The sequence below is a fragment of the Neobittarella massiliensis (ex Bilen et al. 2018) genome, assembly GCF_014269355.1.
Lineage (GTDB): Bacteria > Bacillota > Clostridia > Oscillospirales > Ruminococcaceae > Neobittarella > Neobittarella massiliensis.
Genome location: NZ_JACOGI010000001.1, coordinates 104,576 through 124,720, shown reverse-complemented (window position 1 = coordinate 124,720; position 20,145 = coordinate 104,576). Strand labels below are relative to the sequence as shown.

Here is a 20,145-nt window from a genome sequence, read left to right as displayed (position 1 = left end):
CTGGCTGACCGCCCTTAAATATAGTAGAAGTAGCGGTCGCGCTCATACCGGTCGCGGTCCTCGGCGCTGGTGCAGCCCTCCCAGCTGCGGCGCTTGGCATCTACCATTTGGCGGATCATCCGCGCCGGCAGGTGCTCGCGCACAAAATCGGACTGTTGGGCCAGCTGCAGCGCCCGGCCCAAGCTGTCGGGCAGCGGCTGCACGCCGCTCAGGGCCGCTTTGTCGGCACTGTAGGTGTTTAGATCGAGCGGGGCGCCCAGCGGCTTTTGCTGCACGATCCCCTCCAAGCCCGCCCAGATGAGCAGGGCAAACACCACGTAGGGGTTGCAGGACGGATCGGGCGAGCGCAGCTCCATGCGCGCCTTCTCGCCCTGCGCGGCGGGGATGCGAATGAGCTGGGAGCGGTTCTGGTGCGACCAGCTGATGTATTTGGGGGCCTCGAAAGCGCCCAGACGCCGATAGGAATTGGTGAGCGGATTGCAAAAGAGCGTGATCTCGGCGATGCGGTCCAGAATGCCGGCGATAAAGCTCTCGGCTTGGGGAGAATGCCCCTGGCCGGCGGGGACAAAGATATTTTGCCCGTCTTTTTGCAGCGACATGTTCACGTGCAGGCCGCTGCCGCTATGCTTTTTGAGCGGCTTGGGCATAAAGGAGGCATACAGGCCGTTTTGCGCGGCCAGCACCCGCACCAGCGACTTGAAGGTGACCAGATTGTCGGCGGCGGTCAGGGCACCGGTATAGGCAAAATCCACCTCGTTTTGGCCCGGACCCTGCTCGTGGTGAGAGCTCTCGGGGCGCAGGCCCATCTCCTCCATGGTGAGGCAGATCTCGCGGCGGATGTTCTCCCCCCGGTCCATGGGGGCGGTATCGAAATAGCCGGCGCGATCGTGGGGGGTACCGGTGGGGTTTTGGTGTTCGTCGGTCTCGAACAGGTAAAACTCGCACTCGGCCCCGATCTGGCAGCGGTAACCGGCCTGTTCGAGATCGGCCACCGCCCGCCTCAGCAGCGCCCGGCCGTCGCCGTCGAAGGTGCGGCCGTCGGGGTGACGGATATCACAGTAAAAGCGCAGTACCCGCCCCTGCTGGGGTCTCCATGGCAAAATGGCCATGGTGGACGGGTCGGGAAACAAAAACAGGTCGGATTCCTCGACGTTCATAAAGCCCTCTACTGCCGAGGCGTCGAAGCTGATGCCGTCGGCAAAGGCGCGGGGCAATTCGCCGGCCATGATGGCAATATTTTTAAGAGAGCCGAACATATCACAAAATGCCAGCCGCACGAATTTGACGTCGTTTTCCTCGACGAACTGCAAGATCTCCTGCACGGTATAATCCATTCTCTACCCGCCTTTCTGTACCGGGGCGCTGCCCGACACACTGCATATGAGCCGCCGGCAGCGGCGCTATATCCACAAAAAAAGAGTGCTCACCCAGGGGGGCACCGGCCACTGCTGCCCCTCTAAGATGAACACCTTTGTCCACACATTATTCACGATATCAGAAGTATACCGCCCGCAAGATCGGTTGTCAATAAGTCTGCACAACAAAAATGCGAAAAAACTGTGTAATAGTGACGTCGCCTTTTACCTAAAAGGGGCGGGTGACGGTCTTTGGGGATAGCGAAATTTTGCTGCAAAAAAACTGTTGACAACGCGCCGGACGGGGTTTATACTGCATCCATGGAAAAACAGCAAAGGCGCTGCGGGCCGCATGGCCCCGGCGCCTTTTTTGCGTGGGGAGAGCGGCAAGCAGGCGCCGGCGACACACGAGGAGGAATTTCGATGGCGCATATCAGCGATACTTTTGGCAGTATGGTTTTTGGCGACAGCGCTATGCGCGAGCGACTGCCCCAAGAGACCTACCGGGCTCTGCAGCGGACCATTTGCGACGGACGGAGTTTAGACCGCAGCGTGGCCAATGTAGTGGCCAACGCCATGAAAGATTGGGCTACCGAAAAGGGGGCCACCCATTTTACCCACTGGTTTCAGCCCATGACCGGCATCACGGCCGAAAAGCACGAGAGTTTTTTGGCCCCCGACGGGATATCGGGGCGCCCGATCTTGGAGTTTTCGGGCAGAGAGCTCATCAAAGGTGAACCCGACGCCTCCAGCTTTCCCTCCGGCGGGCTGCGGGCCACCTTTGAGGCCCGGGGCTACACCGCCTGGGACCCGACCTCCTACGCCTTTATCAAAGACGACACGCTCTGCATCCCCACCGCTTTTTGCTCGTACGGCGGCCATGCACTGGACAAAAAAACACCGCTGCTGCGCTCGATGGAGGCGCTCAACCGGCAGGCCATGCGCATAATGAAGCTGTTTGGCAACGACTATGTGCGCCGGGTAAACACTACGGTGGGCTGTGAGCAGGAGTATTTTCTCATCGATAAGGCGCTCTACTGGCGGCGGCCGGACCTGCGCTTTACCGGGCGCACACTGTTTGGCGCCAAGCCGCCCAAGGGACAGGAACTGGACGACCACTACTTTGGCGCTCTAAAGCCGCGGGTAGCCGCCTTTATGGCCGATTTGGACCGGGAATTGTGGAGGCTTGGCATTTTTTCCAAGACTGAGCACAACGAAGTGGCCCCCGCCCAGCACGAGCTGGCCCCGGTGTTTACCACTGCCAACATCGCCGCCGACCAGAACCAGCTGATGATGGAGTATATGAAAAAGGTGGCCGACCGGCACGGTATGTGCTGCCTGCTGCACGAAAAACCGTTTGCCGGTATCAACGGCTCGGGCAAGCACAACAACTGGTCGCTGACGACCAATACCGGTATCAACCTGCTCGACCCGGGCGACACCCCCCACGAAAATGCCCAGTTCCTGCTGTTTTTGTGTGCAGTGATCTTGGCGGTGGACGAGTACCAGGACCTGTTGCGGGCGGCGGTGGCCACGGCGGGCAACGACCACCGGCTGGGCGGCAACGAGGCGCCTCCGGCCATCATCTCGATGTTTGTGGGCGACGAACTTTCGGCAGTACTGGGGGCCATTGAGCGCGGTGAGCGGTATGTACAGAGCGAGCGCAGCGTGATGCGCACCGGTGTGCACGTGCTGCCCAAGATCCCACAGGACACCACCGACCGCAACCGCACCTCTCCGTTTGCCTTTACCGGCAATAAGTTCGAATTCCGCATGCCGGGCTCGGCGATCTCCCCCTCGGGGCCCAACACGGTACTCAATACCATCGTGGCCGAGGCACTGTGCCGCTTTGCCGATACGCTGGAGGAGGCCGATGACTTTGACACCGCCCTCAACAGCCTGTTGCGCACTACTTTAAAAGAACACGGCCGCATCTTGTTTGGCGGCAACGGCTACGCCGGCGACTGGAGCGACGAGGCCGAGCGGCGCGGGCTGTCGAACTTAAAATCGACCGCCGACGCGCTGCCGGCACTGGTAGCCCCAAAAAATGTTGCGCTGTACACCCGGCACAAGGTGTTTTCTGCATGTGAGCTGCGCGCCCGCTACGAGATCATGCTGGAAGAGTACACCAAGGTGTTGGGCATTGAGGCGCTGACTATGCTGGAGATGGCCAAACGGGATATTTTGCCGGCTGTGAGCGGCTATACCTCTACTCTGTCGGCAGCTATCGCGACCAAAAAGGCGGTAGACGACGGCTTGCCCTGCACCTATGAGCAGGATACTCTGCGCCAGCTCTGCGCGCTGAGCGACTGCCTTTATCGCAAAGTTGAGCGGCTGGACAGTGCACTGCTGGAGGGCGGCAACTGCAGTGACTCGCTGGAGCTGGCCCAGCACTACCGCCGAAGCGTGTTTGCCGCCATGCAGGAGATGCGGGCGGTAGCCGACGAGATGGAGACGCTGCTGCCCCGCACCAGTTGGCCCTACCCCACCTACGAAGAACTGCTGTTTAGCGTATAAAAGTCCCGTTCGGCACCCAAAACCCCCGGTAAAAACCTACCGTATATAAAACGGCTGCCTGCCGCCCGATATCGCCCCAAAGTTAGAGAGATCCTGTCAGGAGAGCGATACCTGTATGCGGCAGGGTGGCACTCTCTTCTTTTCCCACCCATCCAAATAGAAAAAGAGTCTCCTCCCCGAGGCTCTTTTTCTATTTGGATGTGACCGCCTCTTATCGCGTGATGGACGGCTTTTGGCCGCAGTGTTCCCACGGCCGTTGCGCCGGATGCCGGCAGATGCTATACTGGTAGGCATACGAGAAGGGGCCTGCTTTTGTTGAGGAGGATACCAATATGAAAAAGAGATGGATGGGCCTGCTGGTGGCGCTGGGGTGCGCCTGCCCGGCATTGTTTAGCGGTGTGCTGGCTGCCGGTGTGGCCACCGGCGACGAGGCGGCAGCGCAGAAAGGGCTGTCGCCGGTGGTGATCGCGCTGATCGTGGCCGGAGTGGTCATTGTGGCCGGAGTCGTGTTTGCGGTGATCAAAAAGAAGAAAGGCGACCAATAACTGGCTCTACCAGGCCTATTGACTTCGATCTGGCAGCGGCGTATAATGTGCGTAGTGTGCATATGCACACTACGCACATTTTGCAGTTTACACGGATAAGGGGGGAGTGCCATGCCGCCGGTAAAGAAGTGCCGCCGGGTCTGTTTTGAGCCGGCTTGCCGCCAGTTTGGCCCGGCCGTAGCAGAGGGCACACCCCTGCGCATCACGCTGGAGGAGGCCGAGGCCCTGCGCCTATCTGACCTGGAAGGGCTGGACCAATTAGCCGGCGCGGCCGAGATGAACATCTCCCGCGGGACCTATCAGCGCATTTTGGCGGCGGCCCGCCAAAAGGTGGCCGACGCGCTGATCAATGCCCGGGCCCTGTATATCGAGGGCGGCCAGTACGAACTGGTGCGGGAGGGCCGCGGCTGCCAAAAGATGTGTAAAAACTGTACCTTTTGCCAGATGAGGTAGATCGGGCGGCAGGGTCTCTGACCGGCCGTCTTGCCCCTGCCGGTGCTTTAGCCGGCAGGAGATGTAAAAAAATGGAGATGAAACTATGGCAGAACAGAATTGTACCCACGACTGTTCCTCCTGCGGCGAGAACTGTCCCTCCCGCAAACAGGACCCGGCCAGCTTTTTGGAGAAACCCCATCAGCTGAGCTCTATTAAAAAAGTGATCGCCGTTGCCAGCGGCAAAGGCGGCGTAGGCAAGAGCCTGGTCACCTCGATGCTGGCAGTGGAGATGGCCCGCCGCGGCTATAAGACCGCTGTGCTGGACGCCGACATCACCGGCCCCTCTATTCCCAAGGTATTTGGCATCCATCAGCGCGCCTATTCCGACGAGATCGGTATCTACCCCGCAGTCAGCGAGAAAGGCACCCAGGTCATCTCGTCGAACATGCTACTGGAGACCGAGGACACCCCGGTCATCTGGCGCGGTCCGGTGCTGGCTGGCGTAGTCAAACAGTTTTGGACCGACGTGATCTGGAAAGACGTAGATTTTATGTTCGTCGACCTGCCGCCGGGAACCGGTGACGTGCCGCTGACGGTGTTCCAGTCAATCCCCGTCGACGGCGTGATGGTGGTCACCACCCCGCAGGACCTGGTGTCGATGATCGTGTCGAAGGCGCTAAACATGGCCGGCGCCATGCACATCCCCACCCTGGGACTGATCGAAAACATGAGCTATGTGGAGTGCCCGGACTGCGGCAAGAAGATCCACATCTTCGGCGAGGGACGCACCCAGCACGTAGCCGACCAGTTTGGCATTCCGCTGCTGGCCCAGCTGCCCATCGATCCCGCGGTGCCCGCCCTGTGCGACGCCGGCCGGGTAGAGTACGTGCAGATGCCCTATTTGCAGCGCGCCTGCGACGTAGCTGAAAAGTTGATCAAAGAGGAGGCCTAGAGACAATGACCATTGCGATCCCCACTTTAGACGGACAGGTCTCGGCCCATTTTGGCAAGACCCGTGATTTTACCCTGTTTTCTATCTCGGATGACCGCCAGGTGACCGGTACCCGTACCGTGATCAACCCGGTGCACGACCACAATCAGCTGGGCGATATGCTCAAGCAAAATGGCGTGGACCTGGTCATCTGCGGTGGCATGGGCCAAGGCGCCCGGGACAAGCTGGCCGCTGTTGGTATTTTGGTGCTGGGCGGCGTGACCGGCGACATCCACCAGGTGGTGAGCAGTTACCTCGACGGCATCTTGCAGCCCACCGGTACCGGCCAGTGTAACTGCGGCGGACATCACCACGCATAAAGTGCGGCCACACTCGTTTACAGTGCGCCGGCACGGTCGGCAAAACAAATAAAGACAGACCACCACAGGGCGGAGACCGGGCGGCAGGAGCCGCTGGTCTCTGCCCTGTTTTTTAATAAATTGTGAGGAGACCGCAACCTTTTTGCAAACGATGCGCGCGGGGCCTTGACCTGGAGCGGGCTCCAGGTAGTATACTGCTGCCAGAGCAGCAGACCGGCGTCTGCAGCGCAGTGGAGACAAAGTGCAGCGATCACCTGCACTGCGTGGCCGGTACTCGCATGCTAAAACAAGGTGGCCGCGGCAGCCGGTGCCGGCACAGACGACCGGAAGAGAAAAGACATGCAGATACCAGTATCTATTTGCTGCCAGCAGCCGCCATCGCATAGATATTGGCGGGTCTATTAGCTACCCGCCGGCAGAGCCACACAGCGCGCATGGGCTCTGCCAGTCGTTATGTTATTTCCTTTTTAGATTTTTTGTGCTGAGACCGAAAAGAAGCGGCAGCTCTGCTGAGTGCAGAGCTGCCGCTTCTTACTGTGCTTTTTTATTCGTACTGTACTTTGGGATCTTTAAACTCGGCCAGGCGCTGCTGATAGGCCTGCTCCACTACTTCAGGGTAGGCCAGCTGCGGCTGTTCTACTCCCATTTTGCCAAGCAGGTAGCGGGTAAAGGGCGGGTTGAGCACCAGCAGTGGTCCCACCAAATAGGTACCGTAAAAGCTGCCGCGGCGCACCCCTTCTAACCGAGACTGTTTGTTGAGGCCGATGCCCCGGTTGACCGGCATGAAAGCGCAATTTTCGTTGTCGCCATAAGCCATGGTGAACTGGGTCTTAAAGCCGATGATATCCATGTCCTCGAAGGTGCCCCAGACCAGACCATTATAGCGGTGAAACAGGTCGCGCTTGGCATAAAAGCCGGCGAAAACGCCCAACCCCTGATCGCGGGTGCCATCCTCGTTCTCCATGTAATCAAAAAACACCTCGCAGGCGTTTCCAGTGGCTAAAAAGATGGTCTTCTGCCCATCGATGAGCTGACAGATGCGCGCTTGGTAGGGCTGCAGTTTATCGGCGATCTTCTGCTGGGCGCGCTCGGTCATGGCGCCGATATAGACCAGCGCCACCTCCTCGGTGACAAAAGCCGGTTCGCTGTCAAACGAGGTATAGACGAACTCGGCCTGGGGCAAACACTGCTGCAGGTACTTCATGTTGCTGGAGTCGCCGAACAGATTGCACATTTCGGGGAACAGAACTTCGATCTTCATCTCAGGCCACCCCTTTCTGCAGTTTTTCCAGTATCTTTTTTTGCAGCGCGACCGACACATCGTAAGTATACAGATCATTTAGGATGAATACGGTGTCTACCTCGTCGAGCCGCAGCATATCGGCAGCCCGTTCATCCTGCGGACAGGCCTGTGCCCGGTCGGCGGGTATGCCGGCCATCAGGCAGCGCAGCTGGTAATCCAGCGCCCGCACCCCTACGCAGAGCACCTGATTTATATCGGGGTGATCTAAAAACTCAAAATCAGTGTCGAACAGCCAGGCGATATTCTCGGAGGTCTCCTGTTTGTCGAAGTAATCATAGTTGAGCAGCACCACCGCCTTTTTACCCGGCTGATGGCGCACAAAGTCGAACACACGGGAGCAGGCGATGGGGTTTTGGCCTTTGGCCAGCATCATCACCACCCGCTTATCGCCCACGATGTCCTCCTCAAAACGGGTCTTGACGATCTGCATGGCGTCGAAGGCGGCGGTGATCTTTTGCTGGCTGAGACCCAGCTCGGACAGGAGCGCCACAGCAGTGACGGTGTTGTAGATGTCGGTGATGTTGTCGCCCACCAGCCGATAGGTCTGCCGTCCAGAGGGCGTATCGATCTGTAGCAGGTGGCGCTGATAGTCGATATCCTGCACTGCATAATCGAGATCGGGCGAGCCGAAATCGCAGTTGGGGCAGTGGGCACGGCCGATGTGATTATAGCGGATATACTCGAACTGGAGCTTGGCCCCACACTGCGGGCAGACCAGGATATCGTGAATGATGTTGCCCTGACTGGTACTCTTGGCGTCGCCGGCGGCAATGCCAAAATACACCCGGCTGTTTTGCGGGCACAGGTGATTGCTGACCAGATCCTCGCCATTTAAGATGAGCTTGGTATCGGGGGCGATGTTGCTCTGCAAGATCGAGGAGATAAAGTCTACGTGGGCGTTGCGCTTGTACGAGTCACGGAACAGATTGGTGATGACCAGGTAGTCGAGATGTACATAGGGCAGTATCTTCGGGGCCATGCGCTCATCGATCTCCAGCACGGCCAGCTCTTTTTTGCTGCTGCCCAAAAGCCCACAGCTATCTAGCAGTACGGTGGCGATACCGGCGTTGGTGTTGGAGCCGAACCGGTTGCCAATGGGGGTATACCCGCTTTTTTCGAGTACATCACCCACCAGGTTGGAAACCGTGGTCTTGCCGTTGGTGCCGGTAACGCCGATGACGGTTTTTGGTTTGCCCACCTGCCCCAAAAAGTTGGGGCACAGGCGGATTGCGGTGTTGCCCGGCAGGTAGGTGCCGTTACGGCCCAGCAGCTTTAGGGCCAACTTCATGGCTTTAGCCACCCACAGGGCAAAAATAAAGCGCAAAGTCCTCTTCTCTTTCATGCCTTTTTCATACTCCATTACTCAATTAGTGCCCCGCTACTTCCAAATAGCCGGGCGGCAGACCCGATCTTGGCCGATCGCAGCCATGTCTGCCTTACTATCATAGCATTTTGCCTGTTGACATGCCAGATATTTTGCCAATTCTTAAAAAAATATAAGATAAACAGTCGCTTTTTGTCGCCCTGTTTTAGCAGATATGGAATTACCGGTAAGTATGCCCTATTTTATACCGGTAGCGCCACTCTGCACAGCTATCAAAAAAATCTGCTAGAACGGCCAAAAGTCAGGGCCCGCTCCCCGTTTTGGGGAGTGGGCCCTGCACGCATTTGATCTGCCACCGTCAAGCGGCGACATACCCCTGGTACCACGCCTGCTGCAGCGGCAGAGGCAGGGGCTGGCCCTGCAGCTCCCGCCAGTCGCCGGGATCTACCACCAGCAGCAGGTCGGCCACGATGTCATCGATATCGGTGGTCATGCGGCCCAGCTTTCTGGCAAAGAGCAGCATTTGTGTGTTGGCCAGATAGGGGTGCTGCTCGGCAAACTGCAGCTCGGCGGCAGTTGCACCGGTCACATGTACGCGCAGCGAGACGATCTTGTAAATTCGCCCCAACGCCATACATTGCGGATACATTTTTTTGAATTCCATCGTGATACCTCCTTTTCGCGGTGGTCCCCGGATCGGCAAGGTGTTTCCAATTTCTGGTTTCATTGTATGCCTGTATCCGGTAGATTACAAGGGCTACTTTATGAACTTTTTAGCACTTTATCACGCAAAACTCCACCAAATCAGGACTACGCCGTCTTTTAGGTGATCGATGTCTTATCAGCAACGCCCAAAACAGGGCAAAAGGCGCTCTGCCCCGATGGGTAAAGCGCCTTTTCATCTATTTTACGCATATCCCTCTACCTGCCCCCATAGCAACAGACCACTAGGCCGCCGGTAAATTCCAGCACTACCTGCTGGAATTTACCGCTCCAGCGAGCCCAGCGACCATCGCTGACCCCGGCCAGACCCAAGCCGATAAGCAGCACAGGGTTTGTGGCATAAAACACATTGGAAAAACCATCGCCGTAAGCATCAGCCAGTACGGTGAGCTGCCGCGAGATACTGCACAGATCGGCCATAGGCGCATGAGTAAAAAGGCTTTGGCTAAATCGGAGGCGATAAAAAAGTCCATTATCAGCGCGATGCGGTACAAAAAAAGCACCGCCACCCCTATGGGGAGCTGCTGCATAAGGCTGGTAGCCCGGTACAGCACCGTATCGAGCACCTTGCCCTCGGTCAAGGTGTATTTGGCGGAGCTGGCCATCAGGATCAGCAGTATTGCCGGCAAGATACTTACGGCCCCGCCGCGAATCGTGCCCTCCAACCGGTCCCAGCCGATACTGCACGGCTTGGTGGGCAGCACACCGACCGCCAGAAATACCAGCGCGACGAACGGTATGAGCGCTACTTGCAGCGCCGGAAAAAGCGAGAGCAAAATGAGCGCTATACCGCCGACTAATGCGCCGACGAAGGTCCGTAGGCCCCGTTCCATCTGCCACTGGCGGAAAAAAGTGGCGCCGCTGCACTGCCTGGGGCGGGCTTTCTGGTCTTTTTAGCACAGCGCACCAGAAAGATAGCCAGAGCCAGACAGAAGAGGAAAAAGGTAAGCAGCCGCAAGTCGATACTGGAAAATAGCGGTAGTCCAGCCGATCTTTGCGCTACCCCCACGTAACTGGGTGGTAGACACCGGAAAAATACCCACAGCCCACCGCCAGCAGGTTTATGCTCATACCGGTAAGGCTATCCCCACCACTGACACCGCCAGTGCCACAGCAATAGGCACCAGCGGCACACATTCCTCAAAGCTGCCCACCAGTGCCCCCAGCGCCATAAAAAACAGGGTGATACAGCACAGCAATGTGTACTACCGGCTCTCGGTAACGCCACACGATCTTTTTCAGCATATAGGAGATGATCCCGCCCCGGCCGAGGTTGTGGAAGGTGCCGCCCACGATGAGCAGAAAGGCAATGATAGCCAAAATGGTGCCACCGCCTTGAGCCGTCAACACGAAAAGCGGCGACAGCAGTCACTTCCAAAAGAGCAGTCCCCCCTGCTACCTGGTGATAGGTATCCGCCACCATCACCTGTTGCCCCACCTGCATTTGCTGCTGATAGCTGCCGATGGGAATAAGCAGCGTCAGCGCATAGGTGGCCACCATGGGCACCAGCAGCATAATGGGTGCAGTGACAAACGATCTGACGCTGATGTCAAGGCTGTGCTTTTTGTCCTTTTGCATCACCAGTATCCCTATCAAGACCACCCAAGCCGCCGGGTGAGACCTTAAAATGGCTGTATTGTATACCTCTATCTATGCGCAATCTGTGCGCACATACAAGAGGCGGCACCCCCTAAGGAATGCCGCCTTTTATCAGATAGTTGGTCAGGTCTGCTTATTTTTCGAAAGTCGCCGCCACTTCTTTCAGGTGGCGCACGATCTCGATATGCTGGGGACAGCTGCGCTCACACTGTTTGCAGCCGATACAGTCGGAGGCTTTGCCGGCTGTTTTGGTATAGTTATTATAGTAGACCTGTTGGGTGGAAAATCCCTTATTGAGGGCCTGCTTCTCAGCGTTATAGAGGGCAAAATACTGGGGGATGGGGATCTGTTTGGGGCAGCCGTCGACGCAGTAGCGACAGCCGGTACAGGGGACGGCGATGGCGGCGCTAATCAGGTCTACTGCCTGGCGCACCACCGCCTGCTCTTCATCGCTGAGGGGAATAAACTGCTGCATATAGCCGGTATTATCGAGCAGCTGCGGCAGGCTGGACATGCCGCTGAGCACCACCATGACCCCCTCTAAGCTGGCGGCAAAGCGAATGGCCCATGACGGGACCGAATTTTGCGGCGCAAAACGGGTGAAGAGCTCTTTGGCACTGGGGGGCACTTCGGCCAGCGTACCGCCTTTTACCGGCTCCATAACGATGACCGGCTTGCCGTGCTTTTGCGCTACCTGGTAGCAGGCGCCCGACTGAATGCTGGGATTGTCCCAATCGAGATAGTTGAGCTGCAGCTGCACGAATTCCACCTCGGGGTGAGCGGTCAGGATCTCGTCGAGCAGCTGGGCATTGTCGTGGAAAGAAAAACCGATATGGCGGATCTTCCCCTCTGCTTTTTTCTGGCTGATAAAGTCGAAGCTGTGAAACTTCTGCGCGATCTGGTAGTGGGACACATTGAGATTGTGCAGCAGGTAGTAATCGAAGTACTCCACACCACATTTTTCGAGTTGTTCATCGAAGATACGCTGCTGATCCTCTTCCTTTTTTAAAAACATGATGGGCATTTTGGTGGCTACGGTAAAGGCATCTCGCGGGTGCCGTTTGACCAGCGCCTCGCGCAGGACCTCTTCGCTGTGAAAGGCGTGGTACATATAGGCGGTATCGAAATACGTAAAACCGCGCTGTAAAAATGTATCTACCATCTGCTCGACCTGGGTCATATCTACGCTGGTCTGGTCAGCGGCGTCGCGCACGGGCATGCGCATCAAGCCAAAGCCCAATTTTTTTACCGGTCTTTCCATCCTGTAAACCTCCTGTTTGGGGCAGTCCCGACATCGGGGCGTACTGTTTCACCTGTGTTAATTTATAGTAACACCTGGAGTGGGCTCCAAGTCAAGTGATACCGAAAAATTTTGTCAAACGCCTGCTGGCAGGTGAAGCTCTGTGCAGCAGACGCGGATCTACGAAAAGGGAAACAAGGCGGCGGCCCAGTACGGGCAGCCGCCTTATTCATTGTAAGACACGTTATAAGCATGTTCAAAATAAAACTTTCCCACCGTCCATCATAAACGGAAGTCGTTTCTTCTCTATCAGGATAAGTATTTACAACAGGAGGAATTCTGTTATGGAGCCATCCCCCCACTTGACCGCCAACTAGATGGGTGGAGCAATTGACACAATAGGCAGCATGTGATTATCCACAAACGCATATGGCGATTCCTGTGCACATAATCACTAGACAAGTTACGTGATCGTATCTATAATGACAATAAAGATTTAGGGAAACGTTTACCTATAACGTTAACCTACAATAACTTTTATATAAATTGATTGTGAGGGGTAGAAATTGAAGAAAAAAACGATGAAAGATATCGCGATGGAAGCTGGCGTTTCTATCACAACGGTTTCTAAAATATTGAACAACGTGGACATGCATATCAGTGAAGCGACCAGAGAAAGAGTATTGGGGATCGTTCAGAAGTACCACTATGTTCCCAATGAGATCGCCAAGGGACTGCGGCGTAAGAGCAGCAATATGATCGGGGTCGTTACCTATGATATAGCCGACCCTTATATCGCTAAAATTGTAACTGGGATCGAATCGGCATGTAGGGCAAAAGGTATCAGCGTTCTCATTTGTAATACCGATACAGAGAAATCCTCAGAGCTGGATAGTTTTCGTTTCCTGCGCTCAAAAATGGTTGATGGGATCATCTTTCTGCGCAGCCTATCTTCTGAGAATGCGGAATCTATCTCGCAATTCAAAATCCCAATTGTTGTTGTCGACCACGGTTTTTCCACAGACATATCTGATGTAGGTATCGTCGATGTCAACTCCCATGCGGCAGCCTATAAGGCCACTGAACTACTCATCCGCAAAGGCTGCCGTCAGATCTCCTATATCGGTCCCTCCCCCTCCACCGGTTCCACCCGTATTGAGGGCTATATAAATGCCCTAAAAGACTGTGGCCGGGAGATCCGTGCAGATCTCATATACCAACAGGGCGATTTTAGCTCCGAAACAGGACTCCATGGGATCGCGAGCCTTTTCGCTGGCGGGTGCATCGATGGGGTCTTGTGTGGCAACGACCTGATCGCAGCAGGCGCGCTTCTTGCCCTCAGCGAAAAGCGCTTGCGTGTACCCGAAGACATCAAGGTGGTCGGTATCGATAATATCTCTATTTCCCAATATCTCAATCCCCCCCTCACAACTGTGGACCTGCACGGCCGCGAAGTGGGCGTTGAGAGTGCAGAAATGCTGATGTCCCGGATCCAAAACGATGTTCCCCTGGGCGAAAAATTCATTGACTGTGAGATCGTGTCACGAAAATCCGTATAAGAGTCCAATGTTTTTATTTGTGTGAACTTACATGATATATTTTGCCGCGGTGCCAGCCGGCAACGCCCCTCTTCTCTCCGGCATGGTGGTCCTTGTTTTTGCCCGCTGTTTGGCCACAAGGCTTACCCTGACGACGTTTCACCACCCAGCATAGATTTTGGGCTGTATCCCCTATATTTTCGCTATTTTGCTGTTTATCAGCAGTGGAATAAAAAATTATTTAAGGAGGGGGAGCGATACTTTCACATATTGCTCCCAGAGAAAGTATGAAACATTTTATGGAGAACGACATGTTTGCCCTGTATACTGCCCGCGTGTATTACGATTGGCAGCAGGCGCGAGATGAGGGGCGCGACGTTGCGCATCTAGAGGAGGTGTGTAAAGCCATACAAAAAAGATTCTACTCGGACGACCGGCAGGATTCCATTGGCGATCTTGAGGTCGCTTATGCCCTGGAAAGGAAGATGCGGGAAGCGCCGATCAAGGAAAAAACGGATCATGTTGAGCCGTCGGTCTACGAGGAAATTCTGCAAGAGCGGCCTGAAAAAAAGCGGGAAATCGCCAACATACCGGATAAGACCATCAAGGATCGCATCCTTGGAGGCTGGACGGGAAGAATCGTCGGCTGTCTTCTCGGCAAGCCCCTCGAGTTTTGGAAGCATGAGAACCTCCTCAATATGTTAAAAGAAATAGGCAACTATCCCGTAAATCGCTATGTATCCACCAAAGACTTTACCCCGGACATGATCGAAAAATACAACATCAAGACGGGTTCGCCTCTGATCAAACAGCCGTGGATCGACGAGCTGAAGGGGTATGCGCCTACGGACGATGACACCAACTATACTGTACTCAATCTGAAACTCATGGAGGAGTTTGGGTACGATTTTGACCCTGGTGATGTGCTGTTTGCATGGATCAACTGGGTCCCAGCTGGGCTGTGTTTTACGGCGGAACGAATAGCCTATAAAAATGTGCTCCGAGGGCTGTCTGCTCCCGCGACTGCCACCTTCCAAAATCCTTATAGAGAGTGGGTGGGGGCGCAAATCAGAGCGGAGATGTTCGGTTGGGTGAATCCCGGCAATACCGTGGCCGCCGCCGAAGCAGCTTTTCGGGATGCTTGCGTATCTCATACGAGAAATGGCATCTACGGCGAGATGTTTACAGCAGCCATGGTAGCAGCTGCCATGCATCTTACGGATGTGCGCGAGATCATAGAAGCGGGGCTTGCGGAGATCCCTGAGAACTCCAGGCTCACCAAAGCCGTGCGCTCCGCGATCGCCGAATTCGACAGTGGGATGACACTCGAGGAGTCTATAGAAGCGCTACATAACCAGCACGATGAATACAATATATTCGAGTGGTGCCACATTGTTCCCAACGAAAAAATCGTGGTGCTTTCCCTGCTACATTCGGGTGGTGATTTTTCACGGGCGATCGGAAACTGTGTATCGTTTGCCTTTGATACCGACTCCAATGCCGCGGTGGTAGGTGCGATCATGGGGACGCTCCTGGGCACTGCGGGCATCGAAGAAAAATGGACGATGCCCCTCGGTGGGCGCTTGGGAAGTACGGTGCTCGGCGAGGAGATGAACCGTATTGAAGATCTGGCAGAGCGGACATTCAAAATTGCCAAACGGGAGGTCACACCAAACACCGAGATAAAAGATGAATACCGTTACAGCGAAACCTTTGCGTAAACCTTTTGCATCATTGTGGCAGATAGCATCGATCCTGTCGCTATACCATCACGAACAATGCTGCGGAAGGACAAACCGGTACCGATGAAAATCGTGCCCGCAGGAGCCTGTGCTCATATTTTAAAGTGAGGGAAGAACAGGTAACGGCTTCTCCCAAAGGCAGCAGGATATTCAAAGCTCGATTCCGGCTAAAATGGGGAGTTAAAATAGACTTACATCAAGCTGTGAGGCGATATCGAATAGATACCGCCTCACAGCTTTTGTCTACAGCTCTTTAGAGCAAAATAAAGATCCGAACTCCTCCCCAATTGGGAAAAATCCGGATCATATCAGTTTGGTGCGGGAGATGGGACTTGAACCCACACACCGAAGTACTGGCTCCTAAGACCAGCGCGTCTGCCATTCCGCCACTCCCGCAAACACGATAGTAGTATACCGTATTTACAGGGGCGTGTCAATCAGCTGCGGCGGTCGATCTGCCGCACGTTCTGGGCGGCGGTGAGGACCCCGATCTGGCCGGTGGCGAAGTTGAGCCCGCCCTGAAACCAGACGGCAAAAGGCTCGCGGATGGGAGCGTCGGCCGAGAGCTCGATAGAGGAACCCATGGTAAAGGCGCCGGCGGCCATGATGACCTGCGACTCATAGCCCGGCATGTCGCAGGGCTCGGGCACGGCGGCGCTGTCCACTGCGCTGCCGGCCTGGATGCCCTGACAGAAGGCACACAGCCGCCTTTCATCCCCCAGGCGAATAGCGGAGATGATATCGCCGCGGGGCTCTGTCACTTTGGGGAACACCTCGTACCCCAACAGAGAAAACAGCGCGTTGGCAAATACCGAGACTTTCGTAGCCTGCCCGGTGACGGTGGGGGCGTGGTAGAGCCCCATATACAGCGCCCGATTTTGCCCCAGCGAACAGCCCAGCTCGCGGCCGGTACCGGGCGAGGTGAGACGGTAGGCGCAGAGCTCGACCAGGTCGTGGCGTCCGGCGATGTAGCCGCCGGACTGGGCGATACCGCCGCCGGGGTTTTTGATGAGCGAGCCCATGATGAGATCGGCCCCCACCTGAGTGGGCTCGATCTTCTGCACGAATTCACCGTAGCAATTATCTACCATGATGATAGCACGGGGCTCGTGCTGGCGCACCAGGGAGATGACATCGCCGATCTCCTCGACGGTGAACGAGCGGCGCAGCGAGTACCCGCGGGAGCGCTGTATGTACACCACTTTTTTACCCACGCAGCGGCGGGCGATCTCGGTGCGGTCGAAGGTGTCGTCTTTTAGCTCGACCTGTTCGTAGTGGATGCCAAAGTCTTTGAGCGAGCCGTTGCCGGTGCCCCGCAGACCGATGACCTCTTCCAGTGTGTCGTAGGGCTTGCCGGTGATCGACAGCATGGTATCGCCGGTGCGCAGTACACCGAACAGGGCCACTGTCAGCGCGTGCGTACCCGAGGCAAAGCCGCTGCGAAACAGGGCGTCTTCGGCTCCCACGATGGTGGCGAACACAGCGTCCAGTGCGTCGCGGCCACGATCGCCATAGCCGTAACCGGTGGTATCGACCAGGTGCGACTCGGCGATCTGGTGCTGCTGGAACGCGTGCAGCACCTTGAGCTGGTTATACTGCGTGATCTCGTCGAGTTCGGCAAATTTATCGGCGCAAAGGTCCATGGCCTGACGCTCTAGTTGCAGCAGCTCGTCGTCAAATGTAAAAAAATTTTGATCTATCACAAGTTTCCCTCCACAATGGTCCCAGCGGGGACATATCCGTTCTTTAAATAAAATGGCACCCGTTCTTCTCGGCAGCAGAGCCACAGCTGCTGCCCGACAAACTGGCCCTCTAGCGCACCCAACAGCGCGCTGGCCAGACCCCGGCGGCGCCAGTCGGGCAGCACCGCGACCCCCTCTATGACACAGCCGCTTGGGGCGGCGGTATATACACCGGCGGTGGCCACCAGCTGGCCGCCCTGATACCGGCCCAATACCCGGGCCTTTGAGTGGCGGACCCGGTGAGACAGATCGCAGTACAGCCCGTCCACATCCAGCCCGCAAAATACCTGGCTCAAAAGCTGGGCTACTTCCCGCAGCGGCGGGCAGACAATCGCCGTATCGGCGGCAGGTCCCGCTCGTGCTCGCCTGCGCAACACGGGGCGTTGGCGCTCACACAGGGAAAACAGCGGCCGGTCGGCATAGTAGCGGCGCACTCCCAGCATGGGTAGAGCAGTAGGCGGCAGGGCCGTTACCCCGCACAGTGTAGCTATGTCGCCCTGCACGCAGAGCAGGCCATCTTCGCCGGCGCGATAAAACTGCAGCAGCGGGCTTTGCAGGCCGTAAGCCGCAAGCAAGCCTGCCAGCTTTACCGCCGGCAGGCCTGAAAGCACCGCTGTTTTTTCGTCCGCCAAAAATCCCGGCGGCAGCTGCTGCCGGCAGTGTACCGGCGTTAGGAGCAGCTGCTCAGCACACATGGTCGATCACGGCGTGCGTGAGTTCCATTACCGCCTGCAGGTCGCCCCAGTCGGCCACGCCGCTGGCCGTGTGCAGATTGCGGCAGGGCAGCGAGATAGCCAGCGTGCGCACCCCGGCGCGGGACTGGTGGATAGCCCCGGCATCGTTGCCGCCGAACACCCCTTTTTTGTACTGCAGAGGAATATTTTTTTCGCGGGAGAGATGGCCGGCCAGCTGTACCAGCTCCCGATCATAGATGGTGGAGCGGTCCATAAAGCCCACCACTGCGCCGGCGCCCAGATCGCATACTGTATCGGCGGCGGACAGGCCCAGATTATCGGCCGCCGTGGTCGCCTCGATGATCAGGGCAACAGCGGGGTCGACGGAAAATGCAGCTGTTTTGGCCCCGCGTAGCCCCACCTCTTCCTGGGTACAAAATACCACCGTACAGCTGTTTTGCAATTCCTGCTCCAGCAGCCACAACAAGACCGCGCAGCCCGCCCGGTCATCGATGGCTTTGCCGGCAAAGCGATTGTCGCCCAGCTGGGTAAACGGATAGGCAAAATAGGCCATATCGCCCGGCTGCACCACCTCTAGCGCCTGCTGGCGGTCAGCGGCGCCGATATCGATGGCCATATCGGAAAACTCGATACTCGCCTCGCGCTGTTTTTTGCTGAGCAGGTGGATGGGCACATTGCCGATAACGCCTGGGTGGCCGTTTACAGCGACGGTACGGCCCGGCGCTACCCGCGGATCGATCCCCCCTACCGGGGCAAAGTGCAGGTACCCCTGTTCATCGACCGAGGTGATGATAAAACCCACCTCATCCATATGTGCACTGACCATGATCGGTTTTGCGGGTATGCGGCGGCCAGTTTTTTGCACGATCAGGTTGCCCAGCGCATCGGTCTGCCAGGAGAGTCCCAATCGCTCTACCTCGCTGGTCAGATAGGTGCGCACTGCGTCTTCGCTGCCCGAGGCGCCGTTTATCGCGCACAGTTCAGCTACCCTTCTCATCATTTTACTATTCACTTCCACTGCGCTCCCCCCTCACTGAGCCAACTGGCTGACATAGGCGGCGATAAGCGCCGCTGTATGCTCGATATCCTGCAGATCCACCACCTCGACTGGGGTGTGCATATAGCGCTGCGGCACCGAGACCAGCAGCGTGCGCACCCCCGCCCGCGACACGGCGATCGCATCGGCGTTTGAGGCGGTGAGCCCGCCCATGATCTCGGGCTGGTAGGGGATGCCCTGTTTCTGGGCCAACGCACAAAATGTGCAGTACATATCGCGGTCGAGTATTGGGCTGTAACCGATCATAGGACCTTTACCGAGCTCACCGCACTTATCTGCATCGCAGCCCGGCGACATGCCAAAACTCACGTCCACCGCTACCGCATGGGTGTAATCGGCGCCAAAGGCCCCTGTTTTTGCCCCCTGCTCGCCGGTCTCCTCCAGCGAGGAGAACAGCAGATCGACACCCACTCCGGCAGGTGCTGCCGCTTTGATCTGAGCGGCAGCCAGCAACTGCACCACACAGCCCGCCCGGTCATCCAGCGATTTGCCGCTGACCCGACTGCCGAGCAGCTGTTGCAGCTCTGTTCGATAGCTGGCTCGATCACCCAGTGATACCAGTTCCTGCAGCGCTTCTCTGTCGTAACCGGTATCGATATAGAGCTTATCGATGTCAGGTATCTCTTCATAGCCCTTCATACCCGAGAGGTGCGGCGGCAGACAGCCAATGACACCAAAGACCGGCTGACTGCCGCTGATGACCACCTGCGAGGCCGGCAGCAACCGCTTGTCGATCCCCCCTACCGGCGCCACTTTGACAAAACCGGCATCGTCGATGGCGGTGACCACAAAGCCCACCTCGTCTAGATGAGCATCTAGCAGCACCCGTGGACCGTTATCCGCAGCCGGTACTACGTGGCAGAGCAAACTGCCCAGCGGGGTGACCTCTACTGGCCCCAGCGGAGCCAGCAGCGAGGCGGCGGCACTGCGCACCGCTGTCTCGCTGCCCGAGACGCCCCGCGCATCGCACAGCGTTTTTAGCATGTCAAATGTATCCATTTCGCACCTACTCTTTCTG

Annotated in this window: 18 protein-coding genes and 1 tRNA gene; 7 read left to right on the top strand and 12 right to left on the bottom strand. The window is 56.8% G+C overall.

The window, feature by feature from the left end:
* Positions 1-14 precede the first annotated feature (14 nt).
* On the bottom strand, positions 15-1,334 hold the full coding sequence (locus H8K20_RS00640) for a glutamine synthetase family protein (protein ID WP_154866093.1): 1,320 nt from the start codon (positions 1,332-1,334) through the stop codon (positions 15-17).
* A gap of 444 nt (positions 1,335-1,778) precedes the next feature.
* Between H8K20_RS00640 and H8K20_RS00635 the strand changes: the two genes are divergently transcribed.
* The 5 genes from H8K20_RS00635 (at position 1,779) to H8K20_RS00615 (ending at position 6,163) form a co-directional block, all read left to right on the top strand.
* A complete protein-coding gene (locus H8K20_RS00635) occupies positions 1,779-3,872 on the top strand; it encodes a glutamine synthetase III family protein (RefSeq protein WP_186487163.1) in 2,094 nt (697 codons plus the stop codon).
* A gap of 332 nt (positions 3,873-4,204) precedes the next feature.
* On the top strand, positions 4,205-4,417 hold the full coding sequence (locus tag H8K20_RS00630) for a hypothetical protein (protein ID WP_105203240.1): 213 nt from the start codon (positions 4,205-4,207) through the stop codon (positions 4,415-4,417).
* A gap of 111 nt (positions 4,418-4,528) precedes the next feature.
* A complete protein-coding gene (locus H8K20_RS00625; protein ID WP_105203239.1) occupies positions 4,529-4,870 on the top strand; it encodes a DUF134 domain-containing protein in 342 nt (113 codons plus the stop codon).
* A gap of 85 nt (positions 4,871-4,955) precedes the next feature.
* A complete protein-coding gene (locus tag H8K20_RS00620; RefSeq protein ID WP_105203238.1) occupies positions 4,956-5,804 on the top strand; it encodes an Mrp/NBP35 family ATP-binding protein in 849 nt (282 codons plus the stop codon).
* A gap of 5 nt (positions 5,805-5,809) precedes the next feature.
* Positions 5,810-6,163 carry a NifB/NifX family molybdenum-iron cluster-binding protein gene (locus H8K20_RS00615; RefSeq protein ID WP_186487162.1) on the top strand — a complete coding sequence of 118 codons (354 nt, stop codon included), beginning with the start codon at positions 5,810-5,812 and terminating at the stop codon, positions 6,161-6,163.
* A 544-nt stretch (positions 6,164-6,707) separates the two neighbouring features.
* Here the strand turns inward: H8K20_RS00615 and H8K20_RS00610 are convergent.
* The 6 genes from H8K20_RS00610 to H8K20_RS00590 all read right to left on the bottom strand — a co-directional run bounded on the left by H8K20_RS00610 (position 6,708) and on the right by H8K20_RS00590 (position 12,374).
* Positions 6,708-7,424, bottom strand: coding sequence for a hypothetical protein (locus tag H8K20_RS00610; protein ID WP_186487161.1), 717 nt, complete (start codon positions 7,422-7,424; stop codon positions 6,708-6,710).
* Position 7,425: 1 nt separating this feature from the next.
* On the bottom strand, positions 7,426-8,790 hold the full coding sequence (locus tag H8K20_RS00605; protein ID WP_186487159.1) for a MurT ligase domain-containing protein: 1,365 nt from the start codon (positions 8,788-8,790) through the stop codon (positions 7,426-7,428).
* 358 nt (positions 8,791-9,148) lie between these two features.
* Positions 9,149-9,454: a hypothetical protein gene (locus tag H8K20_RS00600; RefSeq protein WP_154866098.1), complete on the bottom strand. Its 306-nt coding sequence runs from the start codon at positions 9,452-9,454 to the stop codon at positions 9,149-9,151.
* Positions 9,455-9,761: 307 nt separating this feature from the next.
* Complete coding sequence (locus tag H8K20_RS00595; RefSeq protein WP_186487157.1) at positions 9,762-10,346, bottom strand: hypothetical protein; 585 nt, start codon at positions 10,344-10,346, stop codon at positions 9,762-9,764.
* A 234-nt stretch (positions 10,347-10,580) separates the two neighbouring features.
* A complete protein-coding gene (locus tag H8K20_RS13960; protein WP_279287398.1) occupies positions 10,581-10,712 on the bottom strand; it encodes a hypothetical protein in 132 nt (43 codons plus the stop codon).
* Between the two features lie 534 nt (positions 10,713-11,246).
* Entirely contained in the window at positions 11,247-12,374 is a 1,128-nt protein-coding gene (locus H8K20_RS00590; protein WP_186487155.1) for an aldo/keto reductase, read from the bottom strand.
* A gap of 545 nt (positions 12,375-12,919) precedes the next feature.
* Here H8K20_RS00590 and H8K20_RS00585 point away from each other — a divergent pair.
* Complete coding sequence (locus H8K20_RS00585) at positions 12,920-13,912, top strand: LacI family DNA-binding transcriptional regulator (protein WP_186487153.1); 993 nt, start codon at positions 12,920-12,922, stop codon at positions 13,910-13,912.
* A gap of 266 nt (positions 13,913-14,178) precedes the next feature.
* Positions 14,179-15,612 (top strand): ADP-ribosylglycohydrolase family protein, encoded by a 1,434-nt coding sequence (locus H8K20_RS00580; RefSeq protein ID WP_186487151.1) that lies wholly within the window; start codon positions 14,179-14,181, stop codon positions 15,610-15,612.
* Positions 15,613-15,947: 335 nt separating this feature from the next.
* Here H8K20_RS00580 and H8K20_RS00575 read toward each other — a convergent pair.
* The 5 genes from H8K20_RS00575 to H8K20_RS00555 all read right to left on the bottom strand — a co-directional run bounded on the left by H8K20_RS00575 (position 15,948) and on the right by H8K20_RS00555 (position 20,126).
* Positions 15,948-16,029: transfer RNA gene (locus H8K20_RS00575), tRNA-Leu, on the bottom strand.
* Between the two features lie 41 nt (positions 16,030-16,070).
* Entirely contained in the window at positions 16,071-17,333 is a 1,263-nt protein-coding gene (locus H8K20_RS00570) for a methionine gamma-lyase family protein (RefSeq protein ID WP_407938502.1), read from the bottom strand.
* A complete protein-coding gene (locus H8K20_RS00565; RefSeq protein ID WP_186487147.1) occupies positions 17,333-18,070 on the bottom strand; it encodes a GNAT family N-acetyltransferase in 738 nt (245 codons plus the stop codon). Before H8K20_RS00565 ends, H8K20_RS00570 begins: the two co-directional genes overlap by 1 nt.
* Entirely contained in the window at positions 18,060-19,088 is a 1,029-nt protein-coding gene (locus tag H8K20_RS00560) for a M42 family peptidase (protein ID WP_186487145.1), read from the bottom strand. The genes H8K20_RS00565 and H8K20_RS00560 overlap by 11 nt, the downstream gene beginning before the upstream one ends.
* A gap of 12 nt (positions 19,089-19,100) precedes the next feature.
* On the bottom strand, positions 19,101-20,126 hold the full coding sequence (locus H8K20_RS00555; protein ID WP_186487143.1) for a M42 family metallopeptidase: 1,026 nt from the start codon (positions 20,124-20,126) through the stop codon (positions 19,101-19,103).
* Positions 20,127-20,145: the final 19 nt, after the last annotated feature.